This is a genomic window from Ruegeria sp. D1(2025) (genome assembly GCF_056536425.1).
Genome location: NZ_JBQFPO010000010.1, coordinates 127,505 through 141,260 on the forward strand (window position 1 = coordinate 127,505; position 13,756 = coordinate 141,260).

Below are 13,756 nucleotides of genomic sequence, written 5' to 3' on the forward strand. Positions count from 1 at the left end.
TGCTTGGTCGTTACATCCGACAGGATGACTTAGTACTCGTCATCATAGCCGTAGTCGTCGTCCCAATAGTCGGCGTCGGACTCGGCGCCGTACTCATCCACCCATTCATCGTCATAGGCGTCTTCGTACATCGCGTAACCGTCGTCCCAGTCGTCGTATCCGTCGTCCCAGCCGCTGTCATAGTAATCCTCGTCGCCAGCGCGGAAGCAAGCCAGTGTGGGACGTGGGCAGCCTGCGAGCGTCGGACGCGGACATCCGGCCAGTGTCGGGCGCGGACAGCCTACCAGCGTTACCCGAGGACATCTCGGCTCGCTCAGGGTCGGGCGCGGGCATCCGGCGAAAGTCGGGCGTGGACACCACGGTCCGGTGAAGGTCCGGCGCGGGCAGCGCGGCCCGACGGTTGTCGGACGCGGGCACCACGGCCCGACCAGGGTCCGGCGCGGGCACCATGGGTCAACCAAAGTCCGGCGCGGGCAGCGTGGCCCGACGGTTGTCGGACGCGGACACCACGGCCCGGTCAGGGTCCGGCGCGGGCAAAGGGGTCCAACCACCGTTCTGCGCGGGCATGCGGGTCCGACGATCGTTCTGCGGACAGGCCGGTGCAACCGGTCATATGCGGCCTTGATCTGGACAATGCCGGATCCGGAATGCTGGTCGAAGCCGCTGGCCCCGATATCCTTGGCCGTTGCCTTCAGTATGGATTTCAGCTGTGCCTGCGTTGCGCTGGGTTGGGATTGCTTCAGCAACGCCACCGCACCCGCAAGGATCGGCGTCGCCGCCGAGGTGCCGGAGTCACTTGTGAAATACCCCGTGAAATGGCTGATGGAACAGAAGTCAGGCTTATTCGAATCCAGAGCGGCAGGTCCGCGGCTGCTGTATCCGATGAACTCTTCGTTCTTGTTCACCGCGCCGACGGTCATCACCAGCGGGTGGCCATTTGCACCCCAGATGCTGCGTCCCGGGCCGTTATCGGCGCCGCAACGGTTGTCGGGGCAGGTATCTCCGCAGTTACCAGCGGCGAAGAGCACGAGAATGCCTTCGTTGATCGCCTCGACCACCTTGCGGGTAAACGGGTGGTTGGGGTTGCGGGCATAGGTGGTATCCCATGTTTCCTGGAAAATACCCCAACTGTTTGTCAGAACTTGCGGAGTGCCATTGCTTCGGAACTGGTTGATGGACCAGTTGAACGCCTGCAATGCCCGGCTGATTGTCCCGGGCGAGCCGCCAGATCCGGCAATCCGCAGATCGTAAAGCTGGGCTTCGGGCGCCATGCCAAGAACATCAGTGGCGCACATGTTGCCGTGATTGCCCCATTTGCCGGATTCGGTGCCCCAGTCTGACGGCCATCCGCCGATTACGCGCGGGATGCGACGCGAGGTCTCTCCGGTCTTGACCGGTCGGCCTTGCGCGGTGATGCCGCTGTCCAAAACGCCGACAACAATTCCGTTTCCACGGAACCCCGCCGCCCAGACCTGATCGACGCCCAGATAGGTGGCGACGTCGGCCATGTTACCCTTTGGCGTGCCGGGGCTGCAGTCGCAGGGCGGGATCGGGCATGCTGCCATGCCGCCGCTTGTCTGCGGCCCGTACGGGTTGTCGACGGGGAAGCCGTCGATTGGGACGTCGCGCCAGACACCGGCCACTTCGGGGCGGTTGCGCAAGGCTGCCATTGCGTCTTCGCTTGCAACGGTGCCGCGCACCACGAAGGTTTCGTCAGGGGCCTGACCCGAAGCGGCAAATTCGGCGCTTCCGGTGCCGCCCATGCTGACGGGCTCGAATTCATTGTCGACAGCGAAGCCGTCGCCCGAGAAACTTTCGGCCGAGGACATCGCCATGGGACCGGAGCCGCCGGGTGTATAGCGCATTTCGACCAGTATGCTCAGCCGGCCCTTGCCGTCAGTGGGCTGGGGAACCCCGTTTGGGGGCGAGCCGTTGTCGCCGTTGGACTTCCTGCCACGCGTGGTTTTTTTAGCAGCCATCTTTATACCTCCATTGGGTTAAATTTGGTGAACTGGAAACTGGTTGCGCAGGTTGTCGGTCGCGGCGAACGTCGCCACGACAGATTTCGGGATTGGTTGAGTTTGAGTGGTGGAAGAAATCCGGTTCAGCAGGTTGAACGCGGCCTACGGGGCAAAAGGCGCAATTGGCGTATCGCCCCAAATGTTTATGACGTCCGGTCGTAGCTTGAGTGCGTCCAGAGCTTCCGCGTCGGCTATGGTTCCGCTGAGTATCACGCTGGTCGGCTGCCGTTGTGCGCCGTGGCCCGTCTCGTTCATCGGAACAGGTTCCAGATCCGGGTCGAGTTCGAACCCCAGCTTTCTCATCTGAGTGGCCAGTGCTTCGGGATCCTGCAAATCGAAATGTGCAGACGCGGTGATCTCGACCATAACGCGCATATTCACGGCCGGACCCTTTGCAAAGGGTGGGTGGTGTCTGACGAATAGTCTCGCGACAGAATATGCCCCCGGTGGATCCAGGCGGTTCGATCCGTTGTGGTCTTCTCAACACCTGTATTGTGAAGGAGTGCCATTTCACAACCTCGGTTCGTACGGGATCCGGCGTAATACACGGAGCCATATCAAATTCTCGTCGGAGATTCGAGCGGGGAGTGCTCATGACTGTTGCTTTCAATACCTGCGCAGATGCGAACTCGCCCGGGCGTCAAAGCATCAGGTCAAAAGAATACGGACTAACTTGTTAATGCCACGGCACGTGTCTGGTGTTTTATCCGAAAGCGGTGGCGTTCCGTCAGAGGCAGAAAAGCCTGCTGTCGAAGGGGCGCTGTATGCTTCGGTCAGGTCCAGCCGCAGTTCAAGCCGCAATCCTTTGCAACAATGGCTCTGAGGCCACCGAGCGGAGAAAAAGTGGTGCCCGCCGTCTACATTCAATAACTCGTATAAACGCGATCATAATAGCGTTTTAGGCTGGTTTTTTCAATTCTAAACAGAGTCCGCCGGGCGCCGGAATAGACCGCTTGCCTGTGCACCAGCCCGGTTCTGTGTCAATGATCCAGCGTTTGCAGAAAGAGGTTTTCCGGTCCGGTCTCGTGTAAAAGGTTGATAAGCTGCGCACATCCCGAGGTTGTCCGGAGTGGTTGCAACGCAGCGGGTTTGTTAGACCGGGTCGTTCGCGCACATTGCGTTGATGGTCAATTTGGCCTGGCTGATTGGGTTGCCGCCGGGGTTGTGCTTGCGAACGCCCCAATTCGGATCCCCGTTTCGGCGCTGGGTCCGGGGCGACCGGTCCGCCATCGATTCCCCCATTTTGCGGCGACAGGACCTCGGGCGGCCCGCACCAGCTGGTCGGTCAGGGCTCTTCTCCAACTGGGGATTTTACGAACAGGATTCTGGTGTCGGAAACAGTTGCGAACGTGGTCTCTGACGGTGTGCATGGGATCATCCGGTTAGTTGATTGACTGATCAATAAAAATCCACCATGGTCATCCCCACAGATAAAATGGCCGGCTCGATCCGCGCTGGCCCGTCTGCTCAGAACCATGCGTTCGCAATACAAACCCGCCGGAGAAAAACAGTTTCGGACTACCCATCAGCCATGTTTCGGAGACCTCAGAACATGATCGCGCAGCCTCAGGCCAGCCAATACGTGAATGGCGCCTATCTTGAAGATGAAAACGGTCGATCCCTTGATGTGATTTACCCAGCAACCGGAGAGGTGATCGCGCGGTTGCACGAGGCCTCTCCCCAACTCGTCGATCAGACGATCGCGCTGGCCCGGACGGCGCAAAAAGCCTGGGCCGCCATGTCCGGCACCGAACGCGGGCGCATCCTGCGCCGAGCCGCCGACATCATGCGCGAACGCAACCATGAGCTTTCAGTGCTGGAAACCTATGATACCGGCAAGCCACTGCAGGAAACCCTGGTTGCGGACGCAACATCGGGCGCAGATGCGTTGGAGTATTTTGGCGGTCTTGCAGGCAGCCTGACCGGCGAGCACATACAGCTTGGCGAAGACTGGGTCTACACCCGGCGCGAACCGCTGGGACTGTGTGTCGGCATCGGTGCCTGGAACTACCCCACGCAGATTGCGTGCTGGAAAGCCGCGCCAGCACTGGCCTGCGGCAACGCCGTGATTTTCAAGCCTTCTGAAGAAACACCGCTCTGCGCGCTCAAGGTTGCTGAAATCCTGTCCGAGGCAGGCCTGCCGCCGGGTCTGTTCAACGTGCTGCAGGGGCGGGGTGAAACCGGCGCGGCCCTTGTCACTGATCCCCGGGTGGACAAAGTATCGCTGACCGGTTCGGTGCCCACCGGGCGAAAGGTCTATGCTGCTGCGGCTGCGGGCATGAAACATGTCACGATGGAGCTCGGCGGCAAGTCTCCGATGATCGTGTTTGACGATGCCGATCTGGAAGACGCCGTCAGTGGCGCGATCCTTGGCAATTTCTATTCTTCGGGGCAGGTGTGTTCGAACGGGACGCGTGTGTTTGTTCAGAAGGGCATCAAGGATGCGTTTCTGAACCGCCTGCAGGAGCGGCTTGCCAACGCGATCATCGGTGACCCGCAGGATGAGGCCACCAATTTTGGCCCGCTGGTCAGCGCGCGTCAGTTGGAGATCGCCCAAAGCTATATCGAGGCAGGGAAATCCGAAGGGGCCCGCTTGGTTTGTGGCGGCGAACGGATTGAACGTCCGGGCAACTGGATGACGCCTGCGGTTTTCGCCGACGTTACCGACGACATGAAGATCGCGGTTGAAGAGATCTTTGGTCCCGTGATGGCCGTGCTGGACTTCGAAACCGAGGAAGAGGTGATCACGCGCGCCAATGCCACCGATTTCGGTTTGGCCGCCGGTGTGTTCACCAGCGATCTGAAACGTGGGCACAGGGTCATCGCGCAACTGGATGCCGGAAGCTGCTTTATCAACTCGTACAATGATGCGCCGGTCGAAGCGCCGTTTGGTGGCGTCAAGCAATCGGGGGTCGGGCGCGAGAACTCCAAGGCTGCGATCGAACATTACAGCCAGCTCAAATCCGTCTATGTCCGCATGACGCCGCTGGAGGCGCCATACTAAAGCACGACAACGGTGCAAAAGGATGCCGGTTCGGCCATTGGCATGATTGCCTTTTGGCCGATCCGGCTTTTGTTTTTTCGTTTCGGCGAGTGGTTTTATGGGGCCAATGCAGTTGGGCCTGTCAATGCACGAGGTCGAAATGCGCCACGGTGACGGTTTGATGGCCGGACGGTCGCGTGTACGCAAGCCTTGCGGGGCAGCGCCCGAACAAGCGTAGTTGGCTTCTACCCAAGTCTTAACTCCTGAAATTTTTCGAGTACGATTGAGGTGGTTTTGCCGCGGCAATCAAGGTCGCCGACCCGTGAGCATATCATACCACAAGCCATCGGAAATTAGTCGACCCGCTCATCGCCCATTCTGAAGATTGTGCCATTGTGGGCTTTGGGTTGCGGCTCCGAAAACCGGGCCAAGCTTGCTGAGCCCAGGCGATTCCGCCCATGACGTTTTGCCCGGAAGGTTGCGCGCGTGGGAAGTTCACATTTAGTATCGCAATGTATCGATGTGAAACATCCGGCGTTCAGCCGGTAAAATGTCTATCTGGGGGGAAGTGTATGAAACAGTTTTGCTATCGGGTGCTGACGGCAGTTCTTTTCGCGTCGCCTGGATTTGCGCAGGATGCTCCGATCATACACGATGCCGAGTTTTACATTCTTCAGTCCCAGCATGAAGACCAATGGGCACAGGATGACGCTGCGGTCAACGACGCTCTGGCCGCATTTCGGGACGGCAACGGAGGCAACCCACCGAACATCGTCAGTGTGCTGATCGACGATATGGGTTTTGGCGACATGGGAATACCCGAGCTGAACGCCGTGCGGGGTTATGAAACGCCGAATATCAACGATTTCTCGGATCAGGCCATGCGAATGGTACGCATGTATACCGAACCCTCTTGTACGCCGACGCGGGTGGCGCAGATGACTGGGCGGTTGCCGGTGCGGATGGGCATGGGCGACACGACAGTCGATATCGCAGGTTTTGGCCTGCCGGAGAACGAAGTCACGCTGGCCGAGGTCCTAAAACAGGCGGGCTATGCGACCAGTCATGTGGGCAAGTGGCATATGGGCGACATCGCTGAAAGCTGGGCGATGAACCAGGGATTTGATTACGCTCAGCACGCAATCCACCAGCAGGGGCAGCTGACCATTTTCAACGACGACGCGATCAGGGAACAGGTTTCGGTCGCGATCCGGGATTACGACGACAAGTACACGCTGGACGGCTGGTTCCGGCCGGATGCTGCTGCAATGATGACCGTGATCGAAGGTGAAACCGGCGGCCCAATCCGTGAAATCCGCATGGAAACCGGTGAACGCTGGAATGCCGCTAAATATGACGAGATGAACCAGGCGTTCCAGGACAAGACGCTGGAGGAACTGGATCGCCTTGCAGGCGGTGAGCATCCGTTCTTCCTGCAATACTGGCCGATGATCCCGCTGGACAACACCCGTGCCGGACGATCGGGACCGGAAAGCGTGAATGGGGGACTTTATGTCGACAAGATGCAGCTGCTGGATCAGTGGCTGGGCGATCTGTTTGCCCGCTTGGATGAACTTGAGCTGACCGACAACACCGTTGTCGTAGTGATGGGCGATAACGGACACTTCACAAAATACGCTCCACAATCCGGCTTTACGCCGTTGATCTATGCAGGTGGCAAAGGTGACACGACCGAAGGCGGTGTCCGCGTCGATGCCTTCATCCGTTGGCCTGGTATGATCGAGGCTGATGGTCTGCTGAACAGCATCATTCACGTCTCGGATCTTTACACAACGCTCTCCCGGTTCGCCGGGGCCGATCAGCATATCCCACGAGATCGTCTGGTTGACGGGGTGGACCAATCGGCCGCCCTGTTGTTTGCCGATGAAACCAAGGCGCGGCGCGATCATGTCATCATTTATTCGGTCAACAAGCCTGAGGCCGTTGTGAAAGACCAGCTTAAGCTGAAACTGCCGGGGCCCGGGGAAAGTGCGATTCTTGCTAAGTTCTTTGATCTCTACCGGGACACACGCGAAGAATACTCGGTCTCGACCGAGGTTGGCGCCTGGGGCGGTCAGGAGTTCGCGCGGATTCTGGGGCGTCACATGGCAAGAAAAGAGAAATATCCCGATACAACGCCTGCCTACGGTGTGCCCTATGAAGGGATCGAGAACATACGCCCCGAAACGCAACAGGCCGTAGATGCGTTCATGACCAAACGCGCCTCTGCGCAGCAATAACGCAAAAACCGGAACAGGATCACGAGGTGCAGATGGTCGGAAACATACTCTTCGCTGTTGGCCTGATCGCCTCGCTTGGGATCGGCTTTGTCTATTTCCGCGATCTTGGCGACATCTCGCAGATGCTGCTGAAGGTGAAGCGCGAAAATATGGTGCGGTTCATCCGAAACGAATACCGCCTCATCGGCATTGGGCTGAGTGGGTTTGCCGTTTCAACTCTGGCGCATTTCCTGTTTGGCGGTGGTCCGTTCTGGCTTTGGTTTGTCGCCGCGCTGCTGGTGATATTTCTGTACGGGTTTCCCTATGTCTGGGTGCATCTGGGTTTGCGGAACCAGCTTAACACGGCGCAGTATTTTCCGATCAGCGAAGCGCGGAAATACGTCGGGTCGACTGCGCCGGTTATCGTGATCGAAAACAATGGGCACGCCCGCGCCCATCCGGATGCCCAGATTATGCGCCCGCATCTGGCGGGCAATGAAAAAGGTCTGGGCGGCGAAGACGTCGTGATGACCTACTGTGCCATGGCCAATCTCGGTCAGGGATATTCGCCGGCCATCGAAGGCAAGCGGCTGAACCTCGAGGTTCTGGCCCAGCACGGCAACAACCTGATCCTGCGTGACAATGATACCGGCGAGCCGATTCAGCATATCTACGGCTTCCGCGAAGCGGATCGCGACCCGAATGCGGACGGACCTGCCTGCCCCCTGCGGCCGGAAGCTCGGATGAAGCCATGGCCCACGTTTCGGATGACGTTTCGCGGGTTTCAGAAGGCCTTTCCCGACGGCGAGGTTTACCTGAACAAACCCTCTTCGAACCCGCTGCTGCGCCTTCTGGACATGGTGACGGAGATCACTTTTGGCTGGGGTATTTCACGCCAGCACCAGGAAGATGCGCCGGTGATGGACAACATGGACCGCTCGGACAATCGGCTGCCGAACAAGACCTATGTCTGGGGGATCACAATCGGGGATGAGGCGGCCTGCTGGACCGACGATTTCATTGTCGAGAATGACTGGATCGTGAACGCGCGGGTTGGCGGGCGCGACGTCGTTGTCAGTCTGGACCCTCGTTATGAGAGTTTGGGTGTGTGGTACAACGACAGCGGCCAGCCCGTGACCCGATGCGATTTCTGGGGTGTTTCGGATCAGGGCCAGTTGCAGAGGGTCGAGACGCTGCGGGCCGGCGTGTTCTGGCATGTTTGGTCCGAGTTTTTTCCAAACACCGAAATCAATCGTGTAGAAGGTGGTGAAGACGTGGTTGGAGAGACCGCCGCGTGATCCGACGGGCCCGGGGAGCATTCCAATTGCGACGGCACACTTGTTTTTGGAAGCCTCGCTGGGCGGTTCCCCGGCGCATTGACCTGCCCGGTTGCTCGGGCAGGATTTCGGATTTCGGTGTTGTACTGATCCTTGCTCTGGCAACTTGGGCGTACCTTGCCGCTGCCGTCAGGGGACAAGAGATACAGTCGGAGAACACGGACCAGCACTATGTCGGATCGGAGCAGTGTACGGGCTGCCATCAGGATGCCACCGACGCCTGGATGGGGTCGCATCACGCGCTTGCCTGGACCAGCCCCGCGCCGGATACCGTCCTGGCCGACTTTGACGGAACCCGGTTCGAGCACGACGGGGTGCAATACGAGTTCTCAGTCGACAACGGAAACTACCGCATTCACCTGACCGAGACCGACGGCACGGTGAAAGACTATTCCGTCCATTCCGTTGTCGGGGTCGCGCCGCTGCAACAGTATCTGATCGAAACCGAGCCGGGCCGATTGCAAAGCTTTGATGTCGTTTGGGATGTCGAAAACGGTCGTTGGTACCACTTGTACCCCGACCAGACATTGCCGCCGGATGACGGGTTGCACTGGACCGGACCATACAAGAACTGGAATGCCCGCTGCGCGGAGTGCCATGCGACCGGTTTCGAAAAGCGCTATGACGAACGCCGTCAGGCCTATGCTTCGGTTCAGGTCGAAACGGGGGTCGGATGCGAAGCCTGCCACGGCCCCGGTTCGGCGCATGTCGACTGGGCGGAATCTGCCGGAACCTCATCGGTGCCCGCGCCCGCGGGATACGGATTTGCGATGGATTTCGCCGGGGCAGGGGCTGAGGCTGCGATACAGCAATGTGCGACCTGCCATTCCCGACGTGAGCCGTTTGGCGAGGGAAACCCAATGCCCGGAACCAGTTTTCATGAGGCTAACAACCTGTCATTGCTGCGCCCCGGCCTATACCACGCCGATGGGCAGATTTTGGACGAGGTCTATGTCTACGGGTCGTTTCTTCAATCCAGGATGTATTCAAAGGGCGTGACTTGCCTGAATTGCCACGACGCCCACAGCGCCGAATTGAAGGCAGACGGAAACGGCGTCTGCACGCAATGCCATTCCCCGGCAGGCAATCCCGATTTCACGTCTTTGCCGCTAAAGCTCTACGATGATCCTTCGCATCATTTCCATGAAGCGGGGTCCGAGGGCGCGCAGTGCAAAAACTGCCATATGATCGAGCGTGTCTATATGGGGACAGACGGTCGTAGGGACCACAGCTTTCGTATCCCAAGGCCGGATCTGGCGGACGTAACCGGTGCACCGGATGCCTGTACCGACTGCCACGCGGATCGGTCGGCAGAATGGGCGGCGGCGGAGATAGAAAAACACCATCCGAATGCAGCAGCGCGCCCGCATTACGGCGTCACGCTGGCGGCCGGGCGGTCTGATCCAGTGGGCGCCAAGCCGGACCTGAACTCTCTGGCGCTTGATGACAGTCAGGCGGGCCTGGTCCGGGCAACAGCCCTATGGCTGTTGTCTCAGGTCGCGGATGAGACTACCGCCGAGGATATGGCACCTCTGTTGGCGCATGATGATCCGCTGATAAGGGCGACGGCCATCGCAATTCAAAGGGCTGCGCCGCCCCGGTTGCAGGCGGACAGGCTAAACGAACTGCTCGACGACCCGGAAAGGATGGTGCGGATCGAGGCTGCGAAGGCCATGCTGGATTTTCCTGCCGCCGGTCTTCCGGAGCAGCAGCAGGACAAGTTGCAGCAGGCGATGTCCGAGTGGCGGGCCTCGCTGCGGGCGCGGTCGGACTTCCCGGAAACCCATCTGGTACTGGGTGGAATGGCGCTGACCTTCAGAAATATTCCCGCAGCAAAACGCGCCTTTCGCGAGGTGGTGCGCATGGATCCGCAACGCGAAGAAGCCTGGGTCATGCTGGTCCGGATTGCCGCAGCAGTCGACGGGCGCGAGGCGACGCTGGCCATTCTGGAGGAGGCCCTGAGCAAAGTGCCGGACAGTCAGGCCCTAAACGAGTTGCGCGCCTCGGTCCTGGCCCAATAGACACACGCCTTCTACAGGTTCTGAATTCCGTGAAGGGTCAGTGTGCTGACCACGTCCGAGTAATCTTCGCGCGCTTTTGACCCTGCACCAGTGTTCCACATGTAATACCAGTTCAACATGCCGAAAACGGACATGGTCGCGGCGCGCAGCTTGTTCTTGTCTGTTCCAAGAACACCCGGAGCCAGTTCTTTCAGGATGTCGCTGACGAAATTGACCAGATCCCGCTGATAGCCGCGCAGGACCTTTTGCTGCTCGTCGGGCAGTGCGGACATGCCGCTGATCTGAACGCGATGTTCATCATCCGCGCCCTGATAGGCGAACAGGATTTCTTTTATCGCGGCCCGCAACTTCTGTTCAGCCGTCAGGCCATCCGTGTTGATGCCGCAAATCCTGTCGCGCAGATCGCGCAGGTAGGTTTCAAGGATGTCATACAGGATGGCATCCTTGCTGTCGTAGTAGTGGTAGATATTGGCTTTTGATATCCCGCACTCCTTGGCCAGCAAGGACATCGAGGCACGGTCGAACCCTTCATTGGCAAATACCCGTGCCGCCGATTTCAGGATTTGAGCACGTTTCTGATCGTGATCTTTGGCGATGGTACGGGCCAAGGTCTACTCCTTATCGCGGTTGTCGACGACCCGTTTGGCTTTGCCTTGCGAGCGTTCAACCTGTCCGGGGTCCTCTACAATAATCTCGGTTGAAACACCAACGATGTCCTTGATCCGCTTGGTCAGCATGCGCGCCGCCGCGGTTTTGGACAACTCATCGGTCGAATCCGGATTGGCCTCGACCAGCACCCGCATTGCGTCCATGCGGCCCGACTTGTAAAGCTCGATCTGGTAATAGGGTGCCAGTCCGCCGGTCGCCATGACCTGTTCTTCGATCTGGCTGGGAAAGACATTGACGCCGCGGAGGATGATCATGTCGTCGCTGCGCCCGGTGATCTTGGCCATCCGGCGCATCGACCGGGCGGTTCCCGGCAGCAGACGCGTCAGGTCGCGGGTGCGGTAGCGGATCATCGGCAGGCCTTCCTTGGTGAGCGTGGTGAAGACCAGTTCGCCCATTTCCCCGTCCGGCAGAACCTCCCCTGATTCCGGGTCGATGATTTCGGGCAGGAAGTGGTCCTCCCAGATCACCGGACCGTCCTTGGTTTCGACGCATTCGTTGGCGACACCCGGCCCCATGATTTCCGACAGGCCGTAGATGTCGACCGCATGCATGTCAAAGGCGGCTTCGACCTCTTTGCGCATGGCGTCGGTCCATGGCTCGGCGCCAAAGATGCCAACCTTGAGTGAGCTTTCGCGCGGATCAAGCCCGGCCTTGTGAAACTGTTCGAGAATGTTGAGCATGTAGGACGGCGTCACCATGATCCCGTCCGGACGGAAATCGGTGATTAGGCCGACCTGCTTTTCCGTCTGTCCGCCCGACATCGGTATGACCGTGCAGCCAAGCCGTTCGGCCCCGTAATGTGCGCCCAGACCGCCGGTGAACAGGCCATACCCATAGGCCACATGCATCATGTCACCCTTGCGCAACCCGCTGGCGCGGATTGAACGGGCGACCAGATCGGCCCAGTTGTCGATGTCGTTTTGCGTATAGCCAACAACGGTCGGCTTGCCCGTGGTTCCTGAAGACGCATGAATGCGCACGATTTCGCGGCGTGGAACGGCAAAAAGCCCGAATGGGTAGTTATCCCGCAGGTCGTTCTTGTAGGTGAACGGGAACTTTGCCAGATCAGACAGGCTTTGCAGGTCGTCAGGATGAACGCCGGCCTCATCGAAACGCGACCTGTACATCGGCACGTTTTCATAAGCGTGACGCACCGACCATTTCAGGCGGTCCAGTTGCAGAGCCCGTATCTCATCGATCGATGCGATTTCAATCGGGTCCAGGTCAGCTTTGTTGGGGCTAAGATCTTCCATCGCGGTCTCCTCCAAACGCGAAGTTATTCTTTGAACAACTGGCCGTTGATCGTGCGGGACATGCCGCGAAACTCGGCGATCAGTTTGTTGTCCTGATTGGTGACGCGGACGTCGTAGATGCCGCTCCGCCCGGTCAGGGTTATTTCGGTCGCCGTGGCGGTCAGGCTGTCGCCCAACTGGCCGGGGGCGAGATAACTCATCACCGTATGCTGCGCCACGGTGACGGTGTTTCTGCTGTTGCAGGCAAACGCAAAGGCGCTGTCGGCAAGGGCGTGGCTGACTCCGCCGTGGCAGATACCCACACCGTTGCAATGGTGGGCCGCGACGGTCAGTGTCAGCACGGCGCGGCCTTCATCGACCTCAAGGATTTCCATATCGAACCACTTGCTTGCCTGATCGTTGGCCCACATGGCGGCCGCTGATTTTTCTGCCCGTTCTTTCGCGTTCATGCTTACCTGCCCTGAAAATTCGGTTTGCGCTTTTCCAGAAAGCTGGCGACGCCCTCGGCATAGTCCGCGCTCTGACCGCAGGTTTTCATGGCTTGCGCCTCCAGATCCAGCTGATCGGAAAGGGTGTTTTTGGCTGCGGCGTGAATGCATTCTTTTGTCAGCCCGTAGCCCAGCGTCGGGCCATTTGCGAACTGTTCAGCCAGCGCGCGGGCCTCGGACATCAGTTGATCGTCCGGCACCGCTTTCCAGATCAGCCCCCATTCGGCGGCTTGCGCGGCAGGCAGGGGTTGCGCTGTCAGGGCCAGGCCCTTGGCCCGCGCTTCACCCAGCAACCGGGGCAGGTGCCAGCTTCCGCCGGTATCGGGTATCAGCCCCACCTTGGAAAAGCTCTGGATGAACTTTGCGCTCTCGCCCGCCAGGACCATGTCACAGGCCAATGCAAGGTTTGCGCCCGCGCCGGCGGCAACACCGTTCACCGCGCAGATGACCGGAAAGTTGAGCGACCGGATCAGCCGAACAAGCGGCGCGTAGAAGGTGCGCACAGTGTGCCCAAGATCGGGCGGCCCATCCATCTTCGAAGGGTCCCGGTCGCCAAGATCCTGCCCTGCACAAAAACCGCGCCCGGCGCCGGTCAGCAAGATGGCCCGCGCTCCGTCGTCGCGCGCTTTTTCCAGCGCGGAACGCAGGGCAAGGTGCATCTCCTCGTTGAAGGAATTCAGTTTGTCCGGGCGATTCAGGGTGATTTCGACCCAATTTCCGTGACTTATGGCAATAATGGTATCGCTCATGGCGACCTCGTGTTTG

10 protein-coding genes are annotated in these 13,756 nt (G+C 59.3%); 4 read left to right on the plus strand and 6 right to left on the minus strand.

The genetic code is table 11. From position 1 onward, the window contains the following. Positions 1-29: 29 nt before the first annotated feature. Positions 30-1,979: a S8 family peptidase gene (locus ACR1XU_RS19190; protein WP_480915650.1), complete on the minus strand. Its 1,950-nt coding sequence runs from the start codon at positions 1,977-1,979 to the stop codon at positions 30-32. Between the two features lie 144 nt (positions 1,980-2,123). Further along, positions 2,124-2,402 carry a hypothetical protein gene (locus ACR1XU_RS19195; RefSeq protein WP_480908885.1) on the minus strand — a complete coding sequence of 93 codons (279 nt, stop codon included), beginning with the start codon at positions 2,400-2,402 and terminating at the stop codon, positions 2,124-2,126. Between the two features lie 1,171 nt (positions 2,403-3,573). On the opposite strand from ACR1XU_RS19195, the gene betB reads away from it, so the two are divergent. The 4 genes from betB to ACR1XU_RS19215 all read left to right on the plus strand — a co-directional run bounded on the left by betB (position 3,574) and on the right by ACR1XU_RS19215 (position 10,581). Beyond that, entirely contained in the window at positions 3,574-5,025 is a 1,452-nt protein-coding gene (gene betB, locus ACR1XU_RS19200; protein ID WP_480908884.1) for a betaine-aldehyde dehydrogenase, read from the plus strand. Between the two features lie 551 nt (positions 5,026-5,576). Beyond that, positions 5,577-7,244 (plus strand): sulfatase-like hydrolase/transferase, encoded by a 1,668-nt coding sequence (locus tag ACR1XU_RS19205; protein ID WP_480908883.1) that lies wholly within the window; start codon positions 5,577-5,579, stop codon positions 7,242-7,244. Between the two features lie 32 nt (positions 7,245-7,276). Beyond that, a complete protein-coding gene (locus tag ACR1XU_RS19210) occupies positions 7,277-8,521 on the plus strand; it encodes a DUF3179 domain-containing (seleno)protein (RefSeq protein WP_480908882.1) in 1,245 nt (414 codons plus the stop codon). 26 nt (positions 8,522-8,547) lie between these two features. Next, positions 8,548-10,581 (plus strand): cytochrome c3 family protein, encoded by a 2,034-nt coding sequence (locus ACR1XU_RS19215; protein ID WP_480908881.1) that lies wholly within the window; start codon positions 8,548-8,550, stop codon positions 10,579-10,581. A gap of 11 nt (positions 10,582-10,592) precedes the next feature. On the opposite strand, the gene ACR1XU_RS19220 is transcribed toward ACR1XU_RS19215, so the two are convergent. Genes ACR1XU_RS19220 through paaG form a run of 4 tightly spaced genes read right to left on the minus strand, consistent with a single transcriptional unit; the run spans position 10,593 to position 13,740 of the window. After that, positions 10,593-11,189: a TetR/AcrR family transcriptional regulator gene (locus ACR1XU_RS19220; RefSeq protein ID WP_480908880.1), complete on the minus strand. Its 597-nt coding sequence runs from the start codon at positions 11,187-11,189 to the stop codon at positions 10,593-10,595. 3 nt (positions 11,190-11,192) lie between these two features. Further along, complete coding sequence (gene paaK / locus ACR1XU_RS19225) at positions 11,193-12,503, minus strand: phenylacetate--CoA ligase PaaK (RefSeq protein ID WP_170615997.1); 1,311 nt, start codon at positions 12,501-12,503, stop codon at positions 11,193-11,195. A gap of 23 nt (positions 12,504-12,526) precedes the next feature. Then, entirely contained in the window at positions 12,527-12,952 is a 426-nt protein-coding gene (paaI, locus tag ACR1XU_RS19230; RefSeq protein ID WP_480908879.1) for a hydroxyphenylacetyl-CoA thioesterase PaaI, read from the minus strand. A gap of 2 nt (positions 12,953-12,954) precedes the next feature. Then, complete coding sequence (paaG, locus tag ACR1XU_RS19235; protein WP_480908878.1) at positions 12,955-13,740, minus strand: 2-(1,2-epoxy-1,2-dihydrophenyl)acetyl-CoA isomerase PaaG; 786 nt, start codon at positions 13,738-13,740, stop codon at positions 12,955-12,957. Between the last annotated feature and the right edge of the window lie 16 nt (positions 13,741-13,756).